This window comes from Sphingobacterium paucimobilis HER1398, from assembly GCF_000416985.1.
GTDB classification, from domain to species: Bacteria; Bacteroidota; Bacteroidia; order Sphingobacteriales; family Sphingobacteriaceae; genus Sphingobacterium; species Sphingobacterium paucimobilis.
In genome coordinates this window covers 530,069-555,338 of sequence record NZ_ATDL01000004.1, presented here as the reverse complement: position 1 = coordinate 555,338, position 25,270 = coordinate 530,069, and the positions used below count along the sequence as shown (strand labels likewise).

Sequence of the window (25,270 nt, the reverse complement as noted above, 5' to 3'; positions counted from 1 at the left end):
ATGGATCCCGTTCGACTTGCATGTATTAGGCCTGCCGCTAGCGTTCATCCTGAGCCAGGATCAAACTCTCCATAGTAAAATGAAGTGTGAGATCAAGACTATTTATGAAAAATAGAATTGTCCTTATTTAAATAATTTCTGATTCTATGATCGTCAGGTTGAGTTTTTTTAACTTTCGTTGTTTCTCAACACTACTCGTTACGTTACATGATCATTTCCTTAAAGAACTTTATCGCATCCGCTTCGCGCTTCTGCTTTTATAATCGACACCCGAAGATGTGACCTGTCATTTTTTTTCCGGACTCCCTTGCGGAGACCGCCCTTCGTTTCCGTTGGGACTGCAAAGGTAGGAATCTTTTTCTAACCTCCAAATTTTATTTTAAAATAATTTCCGGAGAAGATCTGAGAGCACTGGACCTGTCGGATAAAACCGAAAAAAAACCAAGCTGCCTACCCTATGTCATCGTTCCGAACGAACCGTCCCTCCCTCGCGGAGTGGTGCAAAGATAGGAACTTTGGAACCATATTTCAAAGACATCGGACAAACTATTTTACAGCAGACAGCATAAAACGCTGGAACAGCGAACAATAAAATTGAAAAAAGAAAGCACACAGGCACCATGGAATGCACAAAAGGCATACTGTTCCTATCATTGGGCAGGATCAGCAGGGATTTAAGCCTGGCATAACAGAGCTTTTATAGTGGTTTACCTCTATGAACCCTCTATAAAACCTCTATTACATCTCCGGAAAACCCCTAAAAAAAAGACAGCTAAACAACATCTGATCAAAAACAGGCAGAACCAGTATAATCCCCCCCGTTAACAGAAATAGTATACCTTATCCTGTTGTTAAAAAAACAAACAAGCTAAAAGAGAACCGACAATAAAAAATACAGGGTACAATCCGAAGTTATCACTTCTTTTCTTCCGTTTCGCTATCAGCTTTAACCTCATCATCAAAAAGAATGCGTACAGAGGGGGTATATGTATCATCATTTTGCCCAGTCTTATTCGCCCAGAAGAAAGCGCATAAGAAAAACAAGGCTATCAAAACACTGCATCCGATTAAGAAAAAAATGATTGACATAGTTTTAAATTTAAATAAGTTTTCTCTTTTTCCCATACCATCTTGTCATAAGACTGGTAAAAGAAATAATAGTAACTGTACTTATAGGCATTAATATAGCTGCAAAAAGTGGTGACATCGTTCCCTGAACAGCAAAGCTTATTCCCACTATATTATATAACAGCGAAATTACAAAACTCATTTTAATTACCTTGACCGCATCTTTACTAAAGGCAAAAAAACTTGGTAGCTTTTCAAATGATACGCCATCTAAAATAGCGTCACATCCCGGTGAAAAGTTATTTATATCATCGGACACCGCTATGCCAAGATCAGCTTTACGTAAAGCTCCAGCATCATTTAATCCATCTCCCAACATACATACATGCTGTCCTTCTCCTTGCCAAGCATCTATCTTTAATAATTTATCATTAGGATCCTGATTAAACAAAAGAATAGCACTTGACGGAAAAATCATACGTAAAGCATCAGCCCTTCTTTCGTTATCGCCGGATATGAGATGCAAGTTGTAATCCGTTTTCAATTGTCCAATAACCGCAGCCAATCCCTGCCTCCAAGACTGTTCTAATGTAAAAACTCCCTTCACAAGGTCATTGATTACAACATAAACAACCGATCCTTCTAAATCAGAGTGCTTGGAGTTTGTAAACAAAGCACTTCCTATCTTAACATCATAATCTAAATAACAAGCAGACTGCCCTTTACCAATAATCTCTTCATAGTCACTTATTGACAACACACGACGCCCCCCCAACCATTTGATGATTTCTCGGCTCAAGGGATGATTTGAATTTCTGCAAACAGAGTAGACCAAATCTTTTTCCAGTTCGGTCAAACTTCCTTCAAAAAACATAGTAGACGCACTCGGAGATGAAATTGTACCTGTTTTATCAAACACAATGGTATCAATCGCAGCCATCTGCTCTATGGCCGAGGTATTTTTGATGTACATTTTATTTTTATCAAAAATACTCAACGCCGCACTCAATGTAAACGGTGAGCTTAGTGCCAAAGCACACGGACATGCTATAATAAGAACAGCAGTAAATGCAGCCCATGCCCGATCTGGAGAACTTCCGATTATCCAAAACAAAGCTGCCAATAAAGCTATGGAAACCAATCCAACGGTAAAGTATTTACTTATGACACCTACAAATGTTTCAAACTTCCGTTCATACGACTTCAGGCTTTCATTATTCCATAATTTGGTAAGATAACTCTGAGAAACGGCCTTCACCACCTCCAATTCGATAGCGCCTCCGGTTTGTCTACCACCAGCATATACTACTTCGCCCAAAGTTTTCTCAACAGGCTTACTCTCACCCGTCACAAAACTAAAATCGACCAAAGCTTCTCCCTTTAATAAGATAGAATCCGCAGGAATAATCTCGTTATTACGGACTAAAATCCGTTGTCCTATCTTTAGATCAGCAATCTGCATGGGTCTTTCCTGCTCTTCCTCTAACAATGTTACGGCGACAGGGAAATAAGATCTATAATCTCTTTCAAAAGAAATATGGTAATACGTCCTCTCCTGCACCCATTTACCTATCAGTATGAAGAATACAAGGCTACATAGTGTATCAATAAAACCAGGTCCAGTCTGGGTCAAAATCTCCAAGGCAGACCGAAAAAAAAGCACAAAAATCCCTAATGCCAATGGCACATCCAGATTCAGTCGTCTTTGTTTGAGACTATACCATGCTGAACGAAAATAATCGGAAGCACTATACAGTAAAACAGGAAGACCAAATGCTAAGTTCATGTATCCGAAGAAAGCGGCATATTCACGTTCAAACTCAGCCATCCCAAAATACTCCGGAAAACTAATCATCATAGAATTCCCAAAACAGAACCCCGCCACTGTAACCTTTCCGATTAATCCACTTTGATTTATTTTTTTCCCTTCTTTGATGACATCCTGTAAGGTGATTTTAGGATCATAACCAATATTATGAAGTAGCTGCACCAGTCCCTTTAACGACATCTCTTGCCTATCAAAGGTGATACTCGCTTGTTTTTTCATGAAATCTACTTTGGAAGATTTCACCGAAGGATTCAGCTTAAACAAATTTTCCAATAACCAGATACACGAGCTACAATGAATAGCGGGCACATAAAAAGTAATAACAGAAATATTGTCATCTTGATAGTCAACTAATTTGGCGACTATGTTAGGCTCATCGAGATATTCCAAATCCTCTTTCTGATTCTTTTGAGATTTGCCTGGATGACTATTATATCGATAATAGCTTTGTAGATTATTCTCATTGAGGATCTGATAGACGGTCTGACAACCTAAGCAACAAAATTGATGATCTTTCAATATATAGGGAGTCTGCTCAACCGCATCCCCACAGTGATAACATTTGGTCTTGGTAATCAAACCACTTTGCTCTGCCATAAAAAATTAAATCGCTTGACTAAACAAATTATCTCTTTCTTTTGTCTTTTGCAACCTTTCGTCAAAAGCCATACATACATTTCTCAGAAACGACTTTCCGATCTCTGATATATTTATTTCATTTCCTTCAACCCCAATCAAGTCATCATCTACTAAAGATACCAATCTCTCGATAATCTTACTATCTATTTTATTTCCTTTTAACACCACTTTTCCTTTACACATCATATCCAATATGTATTCCCGTATAATGAGATCTTCTTCGTGTAACAAATGTCCCTTAAAAACAGGCAATTCTCCTGCCTGAATTTTAGCATGATATTCTTCAACCGTCTTGACATTTTGTGCGAATGCAGTCCAAGCATCACTAATAGAAGAAACGCCCAACCCGATCATCAGTGGTGTGTATCGATCTGCATATCCCATAAAGTTGCGATGCAATGTTCCATTTTGAGCTGCAAGGAAAAGAGCATCATCGATCTTTGCAAAGTGATCCATTCCGACATCCCTATAACCGGCCTCTTGAATCATAGTCTTACCCAACTTATATAAAGCCAATTTCTCCTCTCCTTCAGGCAAATCATGTTCCGTAAACTTTCTTTGTCCGGGTTTTATCCATGGTACATGCGCATAACTATAGAAAGATATACGATCTGGTGACATCTTTAACGATATCTCTACTGTCTTTCGAACAGAATCCCTTGTCTGCAGAGGCAATCCATAAATCAAATCGAAATTAATGGATTCATAGCCGATAGATCGAGCTTGGTCCATAATATGTTCAACATCCTCGATAGTTTGATGCCTGTTAATAATAGCCTGAACTTTATCATCAAAATCCTGAATACCTAAACTTAACCTTTTAAACCCTAAATCATACAAGGTTACTAAATGTTCTTCTGTCGTATTTGCAGGATGAGCTTCAAAGGAAAAAGACGCATCAGCAGTTTTTTCGTTTCCCTCAAGAATCCCTCCTATCAGACGTTGCAAGTTCTGAGGCGTAAAGAATGTGGGAGTACCACCGCCTAAATGTATTTCGCTAATTTTGAGTTTCTCCTCATTCAATAAGTCTGTATACATCTTCCATTCAGCAAGCAATGAAGTGATATACGGATCTTCAACTTTATGATTTTTAGTAATACGTGTATTACACCCACAATAGGTACATAAGCTTTCGCAATAGGGAAGATGAATATATAGACTGACACCTCTATCTTTCGAATTTTGATACCTGTCTTTTACTCGAAACTCCCAATCAGCTTGTGTAAACTTCTCATTTTCCCAAAACGGGACCGTTGGGTAACTCGTATACCGAGGTGCCGCTACATTATATTTTGAAATCAGTACATTCGGATCCGCTTGCATAGTTATTTGTTTAATAGATGTTTTTTGTTTTCACAGTCAAAAGAGCAATGACATGCATTTCCCAGGCATTTATTATTACCCCAATTATGAAGATTTACAATAGTCTGCATCGCTATACTTTCAGGAGATGGGTCCTTGGAGGGAGTATTGGCTATATGCATCTTTAAGGTCGATGCATAATGTATATCAATATGATTTAAAGTCATCGAGCGTGTTATTATTTTTCTAACTCCAATCTGCCAGAGCGCTTCTAACAATGGCCTGTCCAATTGATCTTCATCAGAAATAATAATAACCTCTTTACCCTTGGCATAATGAATCGTACTAAAGCTGAGTCCGTTCGAAATCAGAGTAAGATCGTGAACCTTAGCATTTGCTTTAGCCAGCAACTCTTTCTCAAACTCCTTTATATTATATGCAACAACCCTCATAGATGCAACACTAATCATTGATTCATTTATGGTATAATAATTCAAATCTAACAGTAAGTCTGCATATTACGAATGTGAATCGTCAGACAAATAAATGATTCTTATCACTTATTAAAAAAGAACAGCGGCTATCTGTTCTAATAGCCGCTGTTACTGTTTTATTTTCTTTAATTCTTTTATCGAGTGTATTCGAATCGCTGTCTTTTCTTTGGTTATTACCCCCTCCTCTTTGAGTTCTGCCAATATTCTACTTATTGTTTCATTTGCCGTACCTGCAAATGCCGCGAGATCTTCTCTCGAGATCCGAATTAACACTTCATCGTCATCTTTATTCTCCTTACTTTTGACCGCAATCTGAATAAGTGCACTAGCAACTCGTTTGCGAACCGTGTCATACGCAAAGCCCAACATCTGCTCCTCCTTCTCCTTGATATCCCCTGACAACATGCGAATAAATTTACTAGCAATGCCAGGCTTTCGGTAAATCAACTCAAAAAAACTGTCACGCGTAATCATCGCTATTTCCGAATCTTCTAGTGAAGCTGTACTTTCTGTATAATTTTCATTCATTAAAATGGATTCGTAACCAAAAAAGTGTCCGTCCCCATGGATATCAGTAGATAACTCCCGACCATCTTGATAATTAAGAAAACTGCGCACTTTTCCCTTTACAACATAATAAATATATAGCGGAGAATCATCTGTGCCATAAATCAACTGTTTCTTTTTAAACACCTTAACTCGGGCATCTTTGACTAAGCTTTCCAAGAGGTAGTTCTGTTCTTCTTCCTCAAGTTTTAAAAACCGTCCATTTCCTGCCGCTAAATCTAAACTATCTTTTTTTCGAAGTCGACTTTCTATAGCATTCAATAACTCTATGTCGTCGAATGGTTTAACAATATAATCATCCGCTCCCATCTCCATCGCTTTACGCATATCTACACGCTCAGATTTGGCTGTTATAAAAATAAAAGGAATATGCATCGTCGTGTCCTGCTTCCCCAACATATAAAGCACACCATATCCATCCAACTCGGGCATCATAATATCGCAAAGAATCAGATCCGGATGATGTTTAGTTGCCAATTCTACACCAATCATTCCATTCTCAGCCGTAATCACCTCATACTCTCCAGTAAGTTCTAAAATTTCAGCACTACCTTCTCTAATCTCTAAATTATCTTCAATAATTAAAATCGTCCTTTTCTTCATTTATACTTATTTAGCTTAACGATTGAATACCATTCGGAATAAAGCTCCTTGATTAATCGCAGACCAATACTCGAGCTTTCCATCCATAAGGCTGACATATCTTCTTACAATATTAAGGCCTAATCCAGTACCAGGAATACTTCCGGTATTATGTGCTCTAAAAAAAGGTTCAAACAAATTTTTCTGATCTTCTACAGGAATTCCGATTCCATTGTCCTTAACCACAATCGTACATGTTTCCTCTGTGATCTCTGTAGAGAATTCGATAAACGTATCCTCCCCAGAATACTTAATAGCATTAGACACTAAATTTATAATGCTATTTTTTAGCAAGTGAGCATCTAGCAAAAATTCTGCTTGGTCACCAGTATGTTGATAAACAATATGTTGATTTTTCTTACAAATGAGCTGCATTTCTCCAGATATCTCTTCTCCAAGATGTACCAGATTGATATTCTGCTTATTAACCACAACAACCCCGGCTTCCAATTTTTCTAAAGACAAGAAATCATTTAGAATATTATTGAGTAATTGCACAGATCCTTTTATGCGATTAGTGTGCTTCATAACAGCTTCGAAATCTGGCCGCTCAATATATCGATCAATCAGTGAAGCCGAGAGTTGCACAGAACTTAGAGGCGTTCTGAACTCGTGCGAAGCCATCGAAACAAACCTAGACTTCAATTGATTCAATTCTTTTTCCTTTTCTAAGGAGTTACTCACGTCCGCCTTTGCCTTTTCCAATTCAGAGACTAGGGAAATCAAATCCTTCGTTCTATGCCGAACAACTTCTTCTAGCTCTAATGTATGTTTCAAAAGTTCATCTTCTGCTTTTTTCTCCTTTGTTAGATCATGTACAAACCCCGTAAAGATGCTTTTGTCTTTATAAAAAACTTCACTTACCGCCAATCGGAAAGGAAACGTTGTCCCATCTTTCTTTTTCCCTCTTACTTCTCGACCTATTCCAATTATTTTTTTGCGTCCGGTCTCTTTATAGTTCGAAATATAACTATCGTGTCTACTTTGGTCAGGTTCAGGCATTAACATGGAAATATTATTACCTATCACTTCCTGAGCTGCATAGCCAAATAATGTCAGTGCTGCAGGATTAATGGACTCTACTAGACCTTTATTATCAATAGTAATAATGCCATCTATTGCTGTATCGATGATTGCTTCTAATAACCTTGCAGACTCTAAGCTCATATTACTTAACTAATTTCTTGTACTTAATACGCTGAGGACCAATATCCCCCAAGCGTTTCTTCCTATTTTCCTCGTATTCAGAATAGTTACCCTCATAGAAATACACTTGTGAATCTCCTTCAAAGGCTAATATATGTGTACAAATACGATCTAAGAACCACCTATCGTGCGAAATCACTACGGCACAGCCTCCAAAATTTTCCAGTCCTTCTTCCAAAGCTCTCAACGTATTCACATCGATATCATTGGTCGGCTCATCAAGTAACAGTACGTTAGACGCCTTCTTCAACGTTATGGCTAGGTGTACCCGATTACGTTCACCACCGGATAATACGCCAACTTTTTTCTGTTGATCCGCTCCATTGAAGTTAAATTTGGAAACGTATGCTCGAGAATTTGTTGAGCGGTTTCCTAGCATAATATTATCATTTCCTTCAGTAATATTCTCCCAAACTGACTTTTCTGGATCCAAATCGTTATGCAATTGGTCCACATAACCTAACACAACAGTCTCTCCGACCTTGAATGTTCCCGTATCCGGAGCTTCCTGACCTGTTATCAAACGGAATAATGTAGTCTTACCTGCACCGTTCGGTCCTATAATTCCTACAATACCTGCAGGAGGCAACGAAAAACTAAGATTCTCAAACAAGATCCGGTCTCCATATGTTTTTGAAATATTATCTGCTTCAATAACAACATTCCCTAGGCGAGGTCCAGGAGGAATAAACAGCTCCAATTTTTCTTCTCTTTCTTTGGTTTCTTCAGAAGCTAGCTTATCATAATTATGTAAACGTGCTTTTGATTTCGCATGTCTCGCTTTTGGAGCCATTCGTACCCATTCCAGTTCACGTTCCAACGTTTTTTGTCGTTTGGTTTCCTGTTTTTCTTCTTGTGCAAGGCGTTTTGCTTTCTGATCTAACCATGAGGAGTAGTTACCTTTCCAGGGAATCCCTTCACCCCGATCGAGTTCCAAAATCCAACCCGCAACATTATCCAAGAAATACCTATCGTGAGTTACGGCAATTACTGTGCCTTTATAATGTTGAAGATGCTGTTCTAACCAATCTATAGATTCTGCATCCAAGTGATTGGTAGGTTCATCCAGCAACAAAACGTCCGGTTCCTGCAATAACAAACGACAAAGAGCAACTCTACGACGCTCTCCTCCTGACAAATTGACAATCTTAGCATCAGGCTCTGGACAGCGAAGCGCATCCATCGCACGCTCTAGCTTGGAATCTAACTCCCAAGCATTAGTTGCATCAATTTTGTCTTGCAATTCTCCCTGCCTCGCCAAAAGCTTATCCATCTCGTCTGGATTTTCATAAACTTCAGGCAGACCAAATCGTTCATTTATATCTTCATATTCCTTTAGAACGGCAGTAATTTCAGCCACTCCTTCTTCAACGATCTCTTTTACAGTTTTATCTAAGTCCAACTCGGGCTCCTGCGCTAAATAGCCAACGGAATAGCCTGGAGAGAAGACTACCTCTCCTTGATAGGATTTATCTAATCCGGCAATAATTTTTAAAAGTGATGATTTACCAGATCCATTTAATCCTATTACTCCAATCTTGGCTCCATAGAAAAATGAAAGATAAATATTCTTCAAAACCTGCTTTTGTGGGGGATATATTTTATTTACTCCCGCCATTGAAAAAATTATTTTCTCGTCAGACATATTATTTTGACCTAAACTTTTGTTTTATTTTTTATATCGTCCAAAGATACCAAATTCAGCACTAATTGTGAAACACTTGTAGCTAAGCACACTATCAACCCGTTATAATAATTATCAGCGAGACCTGCCATTTTGACTATATTATCATATGGCTTGATTGTTGATAATTTATAGAAAATAATAAGTTGGGATTTACATTTATTTCATACATTTATAAAGTTCTAACTTAGTTCACATAAAGAAAGAAAGGTAATTACATGGAAGCAAAATTCTCACCAAGAGTCAAAGATGTGATATCTTATAGTCGCGAAGAAGCATTACGTCTACGTCACGATTATATTGGTACAGAGCATCTCTTACTTGGACTTATTCGAGAAGGTGATGGGGTGGCTATAAAAATCCTTAGAAATCTATTAGTAGACACAGGTTCAATCCGACAGTCTATTGAAGATGCAGTAAAAGGCTCATCAGTATCCCGAGCACCAGTTGGATCTGTCCCTCTAACCAAGCAGGCTGAAAAGGTTTTGAAAATAACCTATTTGGAAGCCAAAATTTTCAAAAGTGACATTATTGGAACTGAACACTTATTATTAGCTATTCTACGTGATGAGGACAACATTGCTTCACAGATTTTACAACAGTATAATGTGACGTATGATTTATTCAAGAATGAAGTAGAACAGAATAAAGCGACCATTACGGATGAAGCTTCAGGCTCATCGACACCTGATGACGACTACGCGGAAGAGGACAACTTCTCAGCACCTAAGAAAGTTTCTGATATTAAATCAAAAACTCCAGTTCTGGATAATTTTGGACGGGATTTAACACGTGCAGCAGAAGATGGAAAGCTTGATCCAATTGTAGGTAGAGAGAAAGAGATTGAGCGAGTTTCGCAGATACTTTCTCGTCGTAAAAAAAACAACCCTATCTTAATAGGAGAACCTGGTGTTGGTAAATCTGCTATAGCCGAAGGATTAGCTCTACGTATTGTACAACGTAAAGTTTCACGTGTACTGTTCAATAAACGTGTCGTTACTTTAGATTTAGCTTCTCTAGTAGCAGGCACTAAATACCGCGGCCAGTTCGAAGAACGGATGAAAGCTGTTATGAACGAACTTGAAAAGTCTCCTGATGTGATTCTTTTTATAGACGAGATTCATACCATTGTAGGAGCAGGAGGTGCCTCTGGGTCTTTAGATGCTTCTAATATGTTCAAACCTGCTTTAGCACGTGGTGAAATTCAATGTATTGGGGCAACGACACTCGATGAATACAGACAATTTATTGAAAAAGATGGAGCACTAGATCGACGTTTCCAAAAGGTGATGATCGAACCTGCTTCTCATGACGAGACTATTGAAATTTTGAACCGGATCAAAGATAAATATGAAGAGCATCACAATGTCAATTATACGCCAGAAGCAATCGAAGCTTGTGTAACCTTGACAACACGCTATATCACAGATCGTTTTCTTCCTGACAAGGCTATTGATGCCTTGGATGAGGCAGGCTCAAGGGTACATCTTACCAACATCCATGTTCCTCAATCCATCATTGATATTGAAGAGAAGATAGAGGAAGTCAAAGTAGAAAAGAACAAAGTTGTCCGTTCTCAAAAATACGAAGAAGCAGCTAAACTAAGAGATACAGAGAAAAAACTGCTTGAAGAACTCGACAAAGAAAAAGCTGCCTGGGAAACTGAGACAAAAAGCAAACGATATACTGTTACTGAGGACAATGTTGCAGAGGTTGTCTCCATGATGACTGGTATTCCTGTACAACGTGTAAGTCAAACAGATAGCCAAAAGCTTCTCAACATGGGGGAATCTATGAAAGGTCGGATTATTGGTCAAGACGATGCTGTACAAAAGCTAGTAAAGGCTATACAACGTACACGAGCTGGATTAAAAGACCCTCGGAAACCTATCGGTTCTTTTATTTTCTTAGGCCCTACGGGAGTAGGTAAGACAGAACTAGCAAAAGAATTAGCACGCTTCATGTTTGATTCCGAAGATTCTTTGATTCAGGTCGATATGAGCGAATACATGGAAAAATTTGCGGTTTCTAGACTAGTAGGAGCCCCTCCGGGATATGTGGGGTATGAAGAAGGTGGACAACTGACTGAAAAAGTTCGTCGTAAACCTTATTCTGTAGTACTATTGGATGAAATCGAGAAAGCACATCCTGATGTTTTCAACCTTTTGCTCCAAGTTCTGGATGAAGGCCAGCTTACAGATAGTCTTGGTCGCAAAGTGGACTTCAGAAACACTATCATTATCATGACATCAAATATTGGTGTTCGTCAGTTAAAAGAGTTTGGCCAGGGGGTTGGCTTTACAACTGCAGCCAAAGAAAACCAGGCCGATGCACACTCAAGGGGAGTCATAGAGACTGCGTTAAAGCGTGCTTTTGCACCTGAATTCTTAAATCGTATTGATGATGTTATTGTTTTCAATTCTTTAACAAAAGAAAATATCTTCAAGATCATCGATATCGAGCTGAGATCGTTATTTGGTCGTATTGAAGCACTTGGGCATTCTATCGATTTGACAGAAAAGGCTAAAGAGTTCATCGCTGAAAAAGGATATGACACCAACTTTGGAGCCCGTCCGCTTAAGAGAGCTATTCAAAAATACTTGGAAGATCCAATTGCTGAAGAAATCTTAAAAGGCGAACTAAAAGCAAACGCTGTAATAATGGTCGATTTGGATGAGGACAAAAAAGAGATTGTAGTCAGAGGACACAACTCTGGCGACAGTTCGGTTTCTTCCGACATCAGTGAAGAGAACGAGAAGTAATCTTAGTCTTAATTATAGAAAAAGGCTATATCAATATTGATATAGCCTTTTTCTATAATATATCCTCGTACAAACCGCATCTGTTATGATTCCATACGATTGTCATTTTTTTTCGGTAACAGCTATCTTTAAAACCCTTGGGGTTTGAGATTAAGTCCGGTTCGTTCGTCTAGACCAAACATGAGGTTCATATTCTGAACAGCCTGTCCTGAAGCCCCCTTCAATAAATTATCTGTGGCATTTAAAACCAATAATTTATCACCGTGCTTTTTTATATGAATTATGCTCTTGTTAGTATTGACAACCTGCTTTAGATCTATATTGACACGTGAAACAATGGTAAAAGGATGCACAGCATAATAAGATGTATAAAGCCGATAGGCCTCTTCCTCCTTCAAGTTAGAGTCGATATAGATACTCGAAAAAATTCCACGAGGAAAAGCACCTCTAAGCGGCACAAAATTGATGCGTTCAGCAGCCTTGTCCATAAGTGATCTTTCTGAGTCTACCAAAAAACCTTTCTGTAACTGGTTTAACGATTCTGCTATCTCCTGCAGATGTTGATGTTCAAATGACTTGTAAGCAGAGAGATTACTACTTCTCCATGAAAAATGAGATGTCATTGTTGGTTTTTGGCCAGCACCTGTAGACCCCGTTGTAGCTGTCACATGAATCTGCTCAGGCAATAAGCCTGCAGATGCCAAAGGCAATAGTGCTAATTGTATATTTGTAGCGAAACAACCTGGATTAGCCACATAATGCGCTGATTGAATATCTTCTCTATTCAACTCAGGTAACCCGTAGATAAATTTATTATCCTTAAACCCCCTATTTGCACCTAAACGGTAATCTTGGGACAAATCAATAATTCTGACGTGAGATTCAACTTCATTATTTTCTAAAAACTTACGCGCATCACCATGGCCTACACATAAAAAAAGAACGTCTATGTTGGAATGGAAATCGGACGTAAAGTCTATATCCGTATCTCCCAAAAGGTCGTTATGGACTTCATAAACCTTCCTTCCTGCATTCGAAATACTATTAGCAAATACAATTTCAATATAGGGATGATATACCAATACTCTCAACAGTTCCCCTCCTGTGTATCCAGCAGAACCAATTATACCAACTTTAATCTTTTCCATAACATAATCTTTGTGACGTAAAAATGAACACGACAGTTAATAGGTGTCTCCTACTTCAATTAATTTCAACATAGCGGAAGGATAGTCTATCCTTTATTATTTACTTTATGCCAAATATTGGTTTGATTGCCAAATATCTTAGAGAACCCTTTTACGTCATCTCCTGTATAGCCTTCATTCATTTCTCCATAACTTCCAAACTCATTGTTCATTAGATCATGTTTTGATTCAATTCCAACGACAATAAACCGATAAGGGTGTAACTCTACTATAACCCGACCAGTGACTGTTTCTTGAGAGGAAGTCAAAAATGCCTCAATGTCACGCATCACAGGGTCATGCATCTGCCCCTCGTGCATCCAGTTACCGTAAAAGCCTGTTATTTGATCTTTCCAAGCCAACTGCCATTTTGTTAATGTATGTTTTTCTAACGTATGATGTGCTTTCACCAAAATAATAGGCCCAGCTGCTTCAAAACCTACCCGTCCCTTGATACCAATGATCGTATCCCCCACATGTATATCCCTTCCTATTCCATAAGGTTGCGCTAATTCCTGAAGCTGCTGAATGACAGCAACTGCCCCTATCTTATTTCCATTAAGACCGATAGGCTCACCTTTCTCAAAATCAATACTTATTGTTTGAGGATCAGTAGCTGTAACTGGCGTAGGCCAAGCTGAATCTGGCAGATATTGATTAGATGTAAGTGTCTCTGCACCACCTACCGAAGTTCCCCACAACCCTTTGTTAATAGAGTACTTAGCCTTCTCAGCACTATAGGGAAAACCATGTTGAGCTAAATATTCTATTTCGGCCTCACGCGAAAGTTTCAAATCTCGAATTGGGGTAATAATCTCCACACCAGGGACTAGTGTGTTAAAAATCATATCAAAACGTACCTGGTCATTACCTGCTCCTGTAGACCCATGAGCTATACAAGACGCACCAATCTTATTAGCATAGTTTGCAATTGCGGTAGCTTGACACACACGCTCAGCAGACACTGACAATGGGTAAGTTGCATTCTTTAATACATTTCCAAAAATAAGATATTTGATAGTATCTTGATAATAATCGGTAGTTTCGTCAATAGTAGTATGAGACTTAACGCCCAATTCATAGGCGCGTATCTCAATATTTTCAATTTCCTCGGCAGAAAATCCACCTGTGTTTACCACCACAGAGTGAACCTCCAATCCTAAATCTTTAGCAAGATAGATACAACAAAATGAGGTATCTAAACCTCCACTGAACGCTAATACTACTTTTTTCATTCGTATAAGTTATTTATTCATTTAGTATACCACCACAAAGAATCTTGATCATCTTGGGTGGTGTGAGTATATGTTAGGGTTAAAATTCTTTTGCTGGTTTTCTCCAGCCAGAAAATAGCATAGCAACGGATTTCCGAGTAGCTTTCCACAATCTCGCTTCTATACGTTTTAGTAACGACTGTTTCTTTGATATACGTTCTAACCGTTCTTTCGCCTCTGCCTTACGTTGTATTTTTTCTTTCAGCTCTTTCTCTTTCTCAACAGGATTCCAAAGCATCGCTGTACACATACAGTTTTTACGATCTTTACTCATCAATATATCGTAATTTATGCAACTTTGACAACCTTTCCAAAACTCTTCATCTTGTGTCAATTCCGAGTAAGTAACAGGTTCATATCCCAAATCAGAATTAATTTTCATCACAGCAAGACCTGTTGTTAATCCAAAGATCTTTGAATGTGGGTATTTTTCTCTAGAGAGCTCGAAGACTCTCTTTTTAATAGCTTTAGCCAGACCGAATTTCCTAAATTCAGGATTAACAATAAGTCCAGAATTGGCAACATAATCGCCATGGCTCCATGTTTCAATATAACAAAAACCAGCCCATCTCCCATCTCGATGCAAAGCTATTACAGCTTTTCCTTCCACCATTTTTTGAGCTACATATTCGGGTTTACGACGAGCTATACCTGTTCCACGGGCCTTTGCTGACTCAAACATTTCATCACAAATTTGCACAGCATATGTTACATGTTTTGCTGTGGCGGGAATAATTACAAAATCTGAAATTATCATCTTAAGATGTCGACCTGAAAATTAATACGCTAAATGCGCGCTAAAAGTAATAACTAAGGATTGAGTAATTCATTGAGCTAAATGAATTAGTAAGGATAGAATTTGTCTGCCTCTCGTATATCAAGCTCGAGGCAGAATAGGTCGTCGGAATCGCAGAATTGGACAGTTCAAGGTGCTAAAACAAGACATAAGCTTAACAACAAACTTATTAAAAGTCTGTCCAATGCTGTAAATATGTCTTTTCTCACAATACATCTAATCCTAAATCTGTATATTTCCTATATATGACAGCGCAAAATAAAGAATTATTTTTTTCTTTTCTGCAAAAATATAATAGTTTTTTTTTGAAAAATTTCATTTAACCTCTAAATCACAAAAAAAACTATCAATAAGACTTCACAATCGTTGAAATGTTTAAAAAACAAATTAAAAAATAAATAGTTTAAATAAGTCAAAGATTTGATTCCATTTGACTTCTCCTCTCAAATACTGTACTTTTGCAGCTACAACATAATTAAATTTGTTATGGTAGGCCCAAGTATTATTTTCTACGTTTTATTTGCGGTTCCTTATGTATTTGTAATGTATTGGTTAGTAAAGCAAGACAAACGAAAATACGCTTGGGGAATTTCAATAGTTACACTGATTGCTATTTTAGGTATTTATGTTTCGCAAAAAGCCAGCAAAAATGCAATCGAGAATTATCGACAACATCAGATTGATGCCAGGGAACAAGAGGTTGATAACCACTTAGATTCACTAAAAACAAAGTAACATAAAACCTGTTAATATTTTTAAACATAAAAAGGGCATCAAAGATGTCTCATTAATGCCCTTTTTGGAAAGATTAATCTGATATTCCTTCTAGTTTTAAAAGAAAGGCATATTCTAACGCTTGATCTTTAAGATAATCAAATCTTCCTGATGCACCACCATGACCGAAATCCATATCTGTTTTAAGCAAGACCACCTGATTCCCTTTCTTTAGAGCCCTTAATTTGGCAACCCATTTAGCAGGCTCAAAATATTGAACCTGACTATCATGCAACCCTGTAGTTACTAAAAGATTAGGGTATTCCTTTTGTTCTATATTTTCGTAAGGTGAGTATGACTTCATATAAGTATATGCTTCAATCTCATTTGGATTCCCCCACTCATCATACTCATTAGTCGTTAAAGGAATAGATTCATCGAGCATCGTAGTTACCACATCGACAAAAGGAACTGCTGCAATCACACCATTCCATAGATCAGGAGCCATGTTTACTATTGCTCCCATCAACAACCCACCTGCACTTCCTCCCTCAGCATAGAGATGCCCTTTACTGGTATACTTATTCTCAATTAAATATTTGCCACAATCGATAAAGTCTGTAAATGTATTTTTCTTCTTTTGAAGTTTACCATCTTCATACCATTGCCGTCCCATCTCTTCTCCCCCGCGAATATGAGCTATTGCATAAATAAATCCCCTATTCAACAGTGACAAACGTGCACTGCTAAATGAAGGATCCATAGATGCACCATAAGAACCATATGCATATAGGTGAAGCGGAGCGGAACCATCTTTCTTTGTTCCTTTTTTATAAACCAATGATATCGGCACCAGTACCCCATCTCTCACTTTCGCGAAAGTACGTTCAGTCAGATATTCATCCATATTATACCCTCCCAATACCTCTTGTTGTTTAAGTAGGCTTTTTTCCTTTGAGCGCATATTATATTCAAATGTAGAAACCGGTGTTACCAACGAGGTATAACCATAACGAAACACATCCGTATTATATTCGACATTTACACTAGGCCGCACGGTGTAAGTTGCCTCTCCGAAATCCAATGGGTAAGAGGTGTTATTCTTGAGGTCGTGTATGGTCAGATTGGTCAATCCATTTTTACGTTCGGATACGACCAAGAAATCCTTAAATTCGTCCACGCCCTCAATCAGTACATCCCCACGGTGAGGTATAAAATCTATCCAATTATCCTGAGTTGTCGCATCCAATCCACAACTCATCACCCTAAAGTTTTGGGCATCTTTATTCGTCGTTACCAAAAAACGATCATCCAACGCTGCTACACTATACAGCACATCGTTTTGTCGCTTTTGGAATACACGAAAGGTTTCGTTGGGCTGCTCTGCAGGCAGGTATCTCACCTCCGAACTTAGTGTTCCCTCCGATTCTATAAATATATAATTTCCATTTTTGGACTTACTAACCCCGATATAATTCGTATTATCCTGTTCATGATACACCTCTACATCTACTACATTACTTGTCCCCAATACATGCTTTTTGATTTTTTCCGACAATAATGTTACTGGGTTCTTATGTGTGTAAAATAGCGTCTTACTATCTGCTGCCCAGACGCCCGCTCCTGTCGTTTGCGTAATGCGATCCTTCATGACTTCACCTGTCTGAAGGTCCTTGATATAAATTACATACTCACGCCGAGACACCGTATCCACACCATAAGCAAGGTATCTATTGTCCGGACTTATTTCTAGTCCCGATACCGCATAATAGGCCATTCCTTTTGCCATTTCATCCACATCCAGTAGAACTTCCTCGGCTCCGTCCAATCCACCTTTCTTACGACAAAATTTAAAATACTGCCTTCCCTCGTCCGTGCGTCGATAATAATAGTAGCCATTTTCTAGATACGGCACAGATTCATCTTTCTCCTTGACCCGTGCTTTCATCTCATTGTATAACTTCATCTGCAAAGGCTCCGTGCTTTTCAACATAGCTGTTGTATAGGCATTCTCCTCTTCCAAATATTTTATTACAGATGTCGAGTCTGGCCCTTTTTTAAAATAATCATTCAACCAGTAGTAGTTATCGACTACCGTATCCCCATGAACAACTCTTGTATAAGGCTTAATTGTTGCCACCGGTGCTTGAATATCAGGCCAACTAACGTTTTTAACTTTCTCCTCTTGAGATCCACATGAACCTGTTATCATACTTAATATTATTATATAAACACCTATTTTTCTTCTCATATGCCTAAGTTTTAAACTGTAAACGGTTTTAAAAATACAAAATCTCTGCAATTATTAAGTTACAATACCTATTTTACATACATTTAACTATTTTGACAGCATAGCTAGCATTATATTTGCAGTTGAAACAAAAATTAAATTATGCGTAACACAAAACTATTTATCGCTTTATTGGGAATAAGCATACTTCCTTATTCAGGCTTTTCTCAAGATAAGAAAGATAAAGCTCCTGCAAACTGGTATAATCTTGATTACAAATCAGATGGCATTATGGGCATCAGTACCGAGAAAGCTTACGAATTATTGAAGGGACGTAAGTCTACTCCTGTCATCGTTGCTGTCATTGACGGGGGCGTCGACGTGAATCATGAAGACCTAAAAGAAGTTCTATGGATTAATAAAAAAGAAAGCAACAAAAATGGAAAAGACGATGATGGTAACGGTTATATAGATGACAAATACGGATGGAATTTTCTTGGAAACGCAAACGGAGAAAATGTCAACTATGACAATCTTGAAGTAACCAGATTAATCCGCAAGTTTGAACCCAAATACATCTCTGTATTACCTACTACCCGACTTTCCGAGACAGAGCGAAGAGAATTCGTAGCATATCAAAAAATGATATCGGACTACACGACAAAAATGGACGAGGCGCAATTTGGAGACTTAAATTATGGACGTCTCCAACAGAGCATCGAAAAGATTATTAAGACTATTGGAAAAGAGCCTAAAGATATCAAAAAAGAGGACTTAGATAACTTTAAAGTTGAAAATGACCAACAAAAGCTTGCCATCCGAATTGCTAAAAAAGAAGTCGAGTCTAGTGGTTTCGAGAAATTCTACAAGGATATTAAAGAAGCAACAGATTACTACGGTGCTCAAGTAAAGTATCATCTCAACAAAGAGTATGATTCAAGATCTATAGTTGGAGACAATTATGATGACGCTAGCGAACGTCACTATGGTAATCCTGATGTCAAGGGACCTGATGCAGACCACGGTACACACGTGGCTGGAATAATAGGTGCTAAGCGAAACAACAATATAGGTATTAATGGAGTAGCCGACAATGTCGAAATCATGTCTATACGAGCTGTACCTAATGGAGACGAAAGAGATAAAGATATAGCCAATGGAATTAGATATGCTGTTGACAACGGTGCCAAAATCATCAACATGAGCTTTGGAAAAGGATATTATTATAATAAAAAAGCAGTAGATGACGCCGTTAGATACGCAATGGAAAAAGATGTTCTTTTAGTACATGCTGCAGGCAATGATGGCAAGAATATTGATATTTCACCAAATTATCCTACCAAGTATTATACCGATAGTCTGAATGCAATAACGGGAGAAGCCAAAGGTTGGATTACTGTTGGAGCCACCTCCTGGAAAATGGATGGAGATCTTTTGGCTGATTTCTCTAATTATGGCTACAAATCTGTCGATGTATTCGCACCTGGAGTTGCCATCAATTCAACTATGCCCGAAAACGAATACAAAGAACAACAAGGAACGAGTATGGCAGCTCCTGTAGTTTCGGGTCTTGCAGCAATTATTCGCTCTTACTATCCACAGCTCAGCGCTACCGAAGTGAAAGAAGTCATCCTTAAATCGGTAACAAAGGTAGACCAAAAAGTCAAAGTAAAGCAGGAAGGGGCAAGTAAAAAAGTATACCTAGATGAAATTTCGGTAAGTGGGGGAATTGTAAATGCTTATAACGCTATTGTTGAGGCAAACAAATACATTGCCAATAAAAAGTAAAAAAATGTTAAATTTTCTATAATAATAATTCTTATTTTGCGTTCTACTACTAAACAACAATAAATAAGAGGCTTATGATCGAAAATTCTACTACAATTTATGAAGAAGCTTACGAAAGTGAATTAAAAGAATCTATTACAGAAACTGACGCTGCCTTTGAAGCAAACATTAAGCTTGGAATTCAAAGTTTGGCGAAGGAACCCACACAAAATGTTATAGATAGCATTCTTTCCTACTCTAAATCACTTGTAAGCAAATAACAGGAAAGTCTCTAAAAGTTTAGAGACTTTCTTGTTTTAAGACTCCCCTATAAATGAGTATCTTTGTTTATGTTAAAAAAAGACCGTTACAAAGCCTTTGTAGAGTATTTCTCAAAACATAACCCTGATGCTCAGACTGAACTCGAATATAGTAATCCTTTTGAGCTCTTAGTTGCAGTTATTCTTTCGGCTCAGTGCACAGACAAGCGAATCAATCAAGTAACACCGGCTCTGTTTAAGCGTTTCCCAGAAGCAGAATCTCTTGCAGCAAGTTCGCCAGAAGAAGTATTCACTTATATACGTTCAGTAAGCTATCCAAACAATAAGGCCAAACATTTGGTAGGAATGGCACAAATGCTAATAGGTGACTTTGATGGAATAGTTCCGGAAAAAATCGAAGATCTTATAAAATTACCTGGAGTAGGTAGAAAAACAGCCAATGTGATTTCATCTGTTGTATATAACAATCCTTCCATGGCTGTTGACACGCATGTTTTTAGAGTAAGCAATAGATTGGGATTAACCAGCAATGCCACTACGCCTTTAGCAGTAGAAAAACAATTAGTAAAATATCTACCTGAAGAAACTATTGCAGTAGCGCATCACTGGCTGATTTTACATGGAAGGTATATTTGTTTGGCTAGGACACCTAAATGCGATCAATGCCCGATTACCTACTTCTGTAAATATTTTGAAAAAACAAAGAAAGCACAACTTATCAACAGCACTTCCAATAACTAAAAAAGGTGATTACCTTTACGAGACGCCTTAACGACTAATTATTTTAGCAAAAAATTTGGTTTTAAAATCTAAAGATTATATATTTGACTTAATAATACTAAAAACATGAGCAACGCAGATAAATTAAAAGCTTTACAGCTTACCTTAGATAAGTTAGAAAAATCTTACGGCAAAGGCACCATCATGAAGTTGGGTGATTCCGCAGTAGAACCAATTGAGTCTATATCTACAGGTTCATTGGGCCTTGATATCGCTCTAGGTATCGGGGGTGTTCCCAAAGGCCGTATCATTGAAATATATGGTCCTGAATCGTCCGGTAAAACAACTTTAGCTACTCACATTGTGGCAGAAGCTCAAAAAAAAGGTGGAATTGCTGCTATTATTGATGCTGAACATGCTTTTGATAAATATTATGCTCAAAAATTAGGGGTTGACGTAGAGAACTTACTCATTTCACAACCTGACAATGGCGAACAAGCCTTAGAAATTGCAGACAATCTTATTCGCTCTGGTGCAATCGATGTAATCGTCATTGACTCTGTGGCAGCCTTAGTACCCAAAGGCGAGATAGAAGGAGAAATGGGAGAGTCCAAAATGGGGTTACAGGCACGACTTATGTCACAAGCCCTTCGTAAACTAACCGGAACCATATCCAAGACAAACTGTTGCTGTATTTTCATTAATCAGTTACGAGAAAAAATAGGTGTTATGTTTGGAAACCCTGAAACTACGACCGGTGGTAATGCATTAAAATTCTATGCGTCAGTTCGTTTGGATATTCGTCGCACATCTCAGATCAAAGACTCAGACGAAGTGTCTGGAAACCGTGTTAAAGTAAAAATCGTAAAAAACAAAGTAGCTCCTCCTTTCCGTATAGCGGAGTTCGACATCATGTTCGGTGAAGGCATTTCTAAAGTTGGCGAAATTATCGATCTAGGTGTAGAATATAATATCATTAAAAAATCGGGATCTTGGTTTAGCTATGGAGAAACCAAATTAGGTCAAGGACGTGATGCTGTAAAGAATCTACTATTAGATAATCCTGATTTAATGGATGAGTTAGAAACAAAAATCAGAGCAGAAGTTACCGGTGAAGCTTTAGATCAATCCGCAGCAATAGAAGAATAAACTGAAAAATAAGATAATATAAGCAAGGCTTTTTCACTAGTGAAAAAGCCTTTTTTAATGGTACAGAACTAAATATATATAAACCCAATTAAAAACACCAAACGGTCGAATAAAAAAGCACGGTCAGTAACCGTGCTTTTCATTTTATAAACAGTCTAACTATTATAATTCTTCTGATAAAAATGGATATCTATAATCTGTATCTGGAGTAAAGGTCTCCTTAATTGTACGTGGAGATACCCAGCGCAACAGATTAATCATTGACCCCGCCTTATCGTTTGTACCAGACCCCCTAGCTCCTCCAAATGGTTGCTGACCAACTACAGCACCTGTACATTTGTCATTGATATAGAAGTTACCAGCAGCATTGCGCAAAGCATACGTTGCCTCATCAATAGCATAACGGTCTTGAGAAATGATAGCACCAGTCAATGCATAGATAGAAGTATTGTCTACCAACTTTAACATCTCAGACCACTTATCATCCTCATAGACATAAATAGTCAATACAGGCCCGAACAACTCTTCCGATAGCGTTTCGTAATCTGGTGTTTTCGCTAGAATAACCGTTGGGCTTATAAAGTAGCCTTCAGACTTATCGTAAGTTCCACCAATGATAACCTCTGCATCAGGAGAAGCTTTCGCTCTATCAATATAGCTTGCGATTTTATCAAATGACTTTTCGTCAATCACAGCATTGATAAAATTACTAAAATCTTCGGTTCCCCCTATTTTGAAAGAATTGATATCCTTCTCCATCTTTACCTTCAAGTCATTCCAAATAGATTGTGGAATGTACGCTCTAGATGCTGCTGAACATTTCTGACCTTGGAACTCGAATGCCCCGCGAACTAAAGCTGTATTCAATACATCCAAATCGGCAGAAGGGTGTGCTACAATAAAATCTTTACCTCCAGTTTCACCTACAATACGTGGGTACGTCTTGTATACATGAATATTCTCTCCGATAGTCTTCCAGATATCTTGAAAAACTCCAGTAGAACCTGTAAAGTGTATGCCTGCAAAATCAGGGTGTTTGAAAATAACATCTCCAGCATCAGGACCAGAAACATATACCAGATTAATCACTCCATCAGGAAGACCCGCTTCTTTAAAAATCTGCATCAATACGTTTGCAGAGTATATCTGCGTATTCGAAGGTTTCCATACCACCACGTTACCCATCATAGCAACAGAAGTAGGCAAATTGCCAGCAATTGCGGTAAAGTTAAATGGCGTTAAAGCAAACACAAACCCCTCTAACGGACGTTGCTCCACACGGTTCCACACTCCTTTGCTATTAGCAGGCGGTTGTTGTTGATAAATCTCGGACATATACTTTACATTGAAACGTAAAAAATCCACGATTTCACAAGCAGAATCAATCTCTGCTTGATATGGATTTTTAGACTGCCCTAGCATTGTAGCTGCATTCAATTTATAGCGGTACTTAGTAGAAATCAACTCCGCTGCCTTTAAAAATATAGCAGCACGTTGTTCCCAAGGAAGGTTTTCCCAACCTTCTTTTGCTGTCAAAGCAGCATCGATGGCCTCTTTAATATGTTCTTTACTCCCTTGTGAGTAATATCCTAAAACATGTTTATGATCGTGTGGAGGAGTCATCTTGACTTTTTTGTCCGTGTGGACTTCCTTTCCACCTATATACATAGGAACATCTACCACCTGTGCTCTAGCCTCTTGAATGGCGTCACGAAGCGCAGCTCTTTCTTTAGTACCTGGAGCATATGAATATACCGGTTCATTTATTGGAGCCGGAACATTAAAAAATCCTTTTAACATAATTTTCTGTTTTATTTAATCTATGTAAAATAACAAAATATACCACTCATATTATAATCGTGAATTATCCATAAGTTAACATATTTTGCCTAAACAAACATCTATCGTCAATATTACAACCTCGTAAAACAAGACCCAAAAACCTACAACACAACCACATAAAATAAACATAAACTATTCAACGTATTATTTCAAAAACAATTTCCGTTACATATCCACGCTATGTTGAGCGAGATACTTCCGTGGTGACATCTTTGTAATTGCCTTAAAAACGCGATTAAAATGAACGACATTATTAAATCCAGCCTGGAAAGCGGCTTCTGCAATATGCTCCGATTTATTATCTATCAAAATCTGGCAAGCCTTTTCTATTCTAACCTCGTTTAAGAAACTTATATAAGTTTTAGTGGTATGCTTTTTAAAGAACTTACAAAATGAAGTTGGAGTCATGTGTATAATAGAAGCGACTTGATCTACTGTAATATCCTCATTATAGTGATCAAATGTATACTTATAAACCTGACTGATACGAGCACCATCCTTATCAGAGTAAGTCACACTTCTGACCCCCGAATAAAGTGAAGAAGCATCTCCACGATGAATCGCCAAACTATAAAGTAGGGAAAGAAACTCTGTAAAACGAGGCATAGACGTCTTCACCATTAAATTGGTAAAATAATGCATCATTGATTCAGAAAGAGCCCTATCTACCATTTTACTTGTATCCAACTCAAGCAAATATTCTTTAACAATCTCAAAATCAGGAATATGATAAAGTCGTTTCATACGTTCTAGATTCACAAATATGTGAATAGCGTGTATATCCCCAATTTCTTCCTCATCTTCCATCTCTCGATCGAACATATGTGGCTCGTTTGGCTTCAAGACAAAGATATCACCGGACTGAAAAGATTGCATGATATTACCGACCATAATGGTACCCTTACCTTTTAAAATATAGGTAATCTGCGCCTCGTCATGCCTATGATAATAATTATAAAAATTCTCTTTCTTATCCTCCATTACCGCAAAGACCCCCTCACCGTACACAGAGACTGTAAACTGAATCGGTTTCATAAGCTCGATCTATATCCCCTATTTTCTTCTATTTACCGTTAGATTAAAAAGGCGACAATGGATTCCCCATGTCGCCTTTTCAA

19 protein-coding genes and 1 rRNA gene are annotated in these 25,270 nt (G+C 38.0%); 6 read left to right on the top strand and 14 right to left on the bottom strand.

Annotated elements, in window-relative coordinates:
* The 8 genes from M472_RS27835 to ettA form a co-directional block, all read right to left on the bottom strand.
* Positions 1-76, bottom strand: a 16S ribosomal RNA gene (locus tag M472_RS27835); the annotation flags it as partial.
* Between the two features lie 839 nt (positions 77-915).
* On the bottom strand, positions 916-1,089 hold the full coding sequence (ccoS, locus tag M472_RS0122410; RefSeq protein WP_037458011.1) for a cbb3-type cytochrome oxidase assembly protein CcoS: 174 nt from the start codon (positions 1,087-1,089) through the stop codon (positions 916-918).
* A 10-nt stretch (positions 1,090-1,099) separates the two neighbouring features.
* Positions 1,100-3,493, bottom strand: a complete 2,394-nt coding sequence (locus M472_RS27830) for a heavy metal translocating P-type ATPase (protein ID WP_021069127.1) — start codon at positions 3,491-3,493, stop codon at positions 1,100-1,102.
* Between the two features lie 6 nt (positions 3,494-3,499).
* Positions 3,500-4,858, bottom strand: a complete 1,359-nt coding sequence (gene hemN / locus M472_RS27825; protein WP_021069126.1) for an oxygen-independent coproporphyrinogen III oxidase — start codon at positions 4,856-4,858, stop codon at positions 3,500-3,502.
* A 2-nt stretch (positions 4,859-4,860) separates the two neighbouring features.
* Positions 4,861-5,289: a Rossmann-fold NAD(P)-binding domain-containing protein gene (locus M472_RS27820; protein WP_031301396.1), complete on the bottom strand. Its 429-nt coding sequence runs from the start codon at positions 5,287-5,289 to the stop codon at positions 4,861-4,863.
* Between the two features lie 150 nt (positions 5,290-5,439).
* Positions 5,440-6,501, bottom strand: coding sequence for a response regulator (locus tag M472_RS27815; RefSeq protein WP_021069124.1), 1,062 nt, complete (start codon positions 6,499-6,501; stop codon positions 5,440-5,442).
* A gap of 15 nt (positions 6,502-6,516) precedes the next feature.
* Positions 6,517-7,707 carry a PAS domain-containing sensor histidine kinase gene (locus M472_RS27810; protein WP_021069123.1) on the bottom strand — a complete coding sequence of 397 codons (1,191 nt, stop codon included), beginning with the start codon at positions 7,705-7,707 and terminating at the stop codon, positions 6,517-6,519.
* 1 nt (position 7,708) lies between these two features.
* Complete coding sequence (gene ettA / locus M472_RS27805; protein ID WP_022829274.1) at positions 7,709-9,391, bottom strand: energy-dependent translational throttle protein EttA; 1,683 nt, start codon at positions 9,389-9,391, stop codon at positions 7,709-7,711.
* A 257-nt stretch (positions 9,392-9,648) separates the two neighbouring features.
* Between ettA and M472_RS27800 the strand changes: the two genes are divergently transcribed.
* The gene (locus M472_RS27800) at positions 9,649-12,192 is read left to right on the top strand and encodes an ATP-dependent Clp protease ATP-binding subunit (protein ID WP_021069121.1); all 2,544 of its coding nucleotides are present in this window, start codon (positions 9,649-9,651) and stop codon (positions 12,190-12,192) included.
* A 128-nt stretch (positions 12,193-12,320) separates the two neighbouring features.
* On the opposite strand, the gene argC is transcribed toward M472_RS27800, so the two are convergent.
* The 3 genes from argC to M472_RS27785 all read right to left on the bottom strand — a co-directional run bounded on the left by argC (position 12,321) and on the right by M472_RS27785 (position 15,410).
* Positions 12,321-13,340 (bottom strand): N-acetyl-gamma-glutamyl-phosphate reductase, encoded by a 1,020-nt coding sequence (argC, locus tag M472_RS27795; protein ID WP_021069120.1) that lies wholly within the window; start codon positions 13,338-13,340, stop codon positions 12,321-12,323.
* Positions 13,341-13,426: 86 nt separating this feature from the next.
* On the bottom strand, positions 13,427-14,614 hold the full coding sequence (gene argG / locus M472_RS27790; RefSeq protein ID WP_021069119.1) for an argininosuccinate synthase: 1,188 nt from the start codon (positions 14,612-14,614) through the stop codon (positions 13,427-13,429).
* A gap of 79 nt (positions 14,615-14,693) precedes the next feature.
* On the bottom strand, positions 14,694-15,410 hold the full coding sequence (locus tag M472_RS27785) for a GNAT family N-acetyltransferase (RefSeq protein ID WP_021069118.1): 717 nt from the start codon (positions 15,408-15,410) through the stop codon (positions 14,694-14,696).
* Positions 15,411-15,935: 525 nt separating this feature from the next.
* On the opposite strand from M472_RS27785, the gene M472_RS27780 reads away from it, so the two are divergent.
* Positions 15,936-16,184 (top strand): hypothetical protein, encoded by a 249-nt coding sequence (locus M472_RS27780; RefSeq protein ID WP_021069117.1) that lies wholly within the window; start codon positions 15,936-15,938, stop codon positions 16,182-16,184.
* A 73-nt stretch (positions 16,185-16,257) separates the two neighbouring features.
* Here M472_RS27780 and M472_RS27775 read toward each other — a convergent pair whose 3' ends face one another.
* Positions 16,258-18,414: a S9 family peptidase gene (locus M472_RS27775; protein ID WP_031301394.1), complete on the bottom strand. Its 2,157-nt coding sequence runs from the start codon at positions 18,412-18,414 to the stop codon at positions 16,258-16,260.
* A 141-nt stretch (positions 18,415-18,555) separates the two neighbouring features.
* Here M472_RS27775 and M472_RS27770 point away from each other — a divergent pair, with 141 nt between their 5' ends.
* The 4 genes from M472_RS27770 (at position 18,556) to recA (ending at position 22,310) form a co-directional block, all read left to right on the top strand.
* Positions 18,556-20,181: a S8 family peptidase gene (locus M472_RS27770; protein ID WP_021069115.1), complete on the top strand. Its 1,626-nt coding sequence runs from the start codon at positions 18,556-18,558 to the stop codon at positions 20,179-20,181.
* A gap of 74 nt (positions 20,182-20,255) precedes the next feature.
* Entirely contained in the window at positions 20,256-20,441 is a 186-nt protein-coding gene (locus M472_RS27765) for a hypothetical protein (RefSeq protein ID WP_021069114.1), read from the top strand.
* Between the two features lie 69 nt (positions 20,442-20,510).
* Positions 20,511-21,182 (top strand): endonuclease III, encoded by a 672-nt coding sequence (gene nth / locus M472_RS27760; protein ID WP_021069113.1) that lies wholly within the window; start codon positions 20,511-20,513, stop codon positions 21,180-21,182.
* Positions 21,183-21,287: 105 nt separating this feature from the next.
* On the top strand, positions 21,288-22,310 hold the full coding sequence (gene recA / locus M472_RS27755) for a recombinase RecA (protein WP_021069112.1): 1,023 nt from the start codon (positions 21,288-21,290) through the stop codon (positions 22,308-22,310).
* Positions 22,311-22,472: 162 nt separating this feature from the next.
* Here the strand turns inward: recA and pruA are convergent, their stop codons facing one another.
* On the bottom strand, positions 22,473-24,110 hold the full coding sequence (gene pruA / locus M472_RS27750) for an L-glutamate gamma-semialdehyde dehydrogenase (RefSeq protein WP_021069111.1): 1,638 nt from the start codon (positions 24,108-24,110) through the stop codon (positions 22,473-22,475).
* 207 nt (positions 24,111-24,317) lie between these two features.
* Complete coding sequence (locus M472_RS27745; protein WP_022829273.1) at positions 24,318-25,187, bottom strand: helix-turn-helix domain-containing protein; 870 nt, start codon at positions 25,185-25,187, stop codon at positions 24,318-24,320.
* Positions 25,188-25,270 lie beyond the last annotated feature (83 nt).

Bases quoted from the DNA above. Each gene is read 5' to 3' on its own strand.
- ettA (WP_022829274.1), bottom strand. From the start codon at position 9,391: ATGTCTGACGAGAAAATAATTTTTTCAATGGCGGGAGTAAATAAAATA.
- argG (WP_021069119.1), bottom strand. From the start codon at position 14,614: ATGAAAAAAGTAGTATTAGCGTTCAGTGGAGGTTTAGATACCTCATTT.
- M472_RS27820 (WP_031301396.1), bottom strand. From the start codon at position 5,289: ATGAGGGTTGTTGCATATAATATAAAGGAGTTTGAGAAAGAGTTGCTG.
- M472_RS27815 (WP_021069124.1), bottom strand. From the start codon at position 6,501: ATGAAGAAAAGGACGATTTTAATTATTGAAGATAATTTAGAGATTAGA.
- recA (WP_021069112.1), top strand. From the start codon at position 21,288: ATGAGCAACGCAGATAAATTAAAAGCTTTACAGCTTACCTTAGATAAG.
- nth (WP_021069113.1), top strand. From the start codon at position 20,511: ATGTTAAAAAAAGACCGTTACAAAGCCTTTGTAGAGTATTTCTCAAAA.
- pruA (WP_021069111.1), bottom strand. From the start codon at position 24,110: ATGTTAAAAGGATTTTTTAATGTTCCGGCTCCAATAAATGAACCGGTA.
- M472_RS27785 (WP_021069118.1), bottom strand. From the start codon at position 15,410: ATGATAATTTCAGATTTTGTAATTATTCCCGCCACAGCAAAACATGTA.
- M472_RS27830 (WP_021069127.1), bottom strand. From the start codon at position 3,493: ATGGCAGAGCAAAGTGGTTTGATTACCAAGACCAAATGTTATCACTGT.
- ccoS (WP_037458011.1), bottom strand. From the start codon at position 1,089: ATGTCAATCATTTTTTTCTTAATCGGATGCAGTGTTTTGATAGCCTTG.
- M472_RS27800 (WP_021069121.1), top strand. From the start codon at position 9,649: ATGGAAGCAAAATTCTCACCAAGAGTCAAAGATGTGATATCTTATAGT.
- argC (WP_021069120.1), bottom strand. From the start codon at position 13,340: ATGGAAAAGATTAAAGTTGGTATAATTGGTTCTGCTGGATACACAGGA.
- hemN (WP_021069126.1), bottom strand. From the start codon at position 4,858: ATGCAAGCGGATCCGAATGTACTGATTTCAAAATATAATGTAGCGGCA.
- M472_RS27780 (WP_021069117.1), top strand. From the start codon at position 15,936: ATGGTAGGCCCAAGTATTATTTTCTACGTTTTATTTGCGGTTCCTTAT.
- M472_RS27810 (WP_021069123.1), bottom strand. From the start codon at position 7,707: ATGAGCTTAGAGTCTGCAAGGTTATTAGAAGCAATCATCGATACAGCA.
- M472_RS27775 (WP_031301394.1), bottom strand. From the start codon at position 18,414: ATGAGAAGAAAAATAGGTGTTTATATAATAATATTAAGTATGATAACA.
- M472_RS27770 (WP_021069115.1), top strand. From the start codon at position 18,556: ATGCGTAACACAAAACTATTTATCGCTTTATTGGGAATAAGCATACTT.
- M472_RS27765 (WP_021069114.1), top strand. From the start codon at position 20,256: ATGATCGAAAATTCTACTACAATTTATGAAGAAGCTTACGAAAGTGAA.
- M472_RS27745 (WP_022829273.1), bottom strand. From the start codon at position 25,187: ATGAAACCGATTCAGTTTACAGTCTCTGTGTACGGTGAGGGGGTCTTT.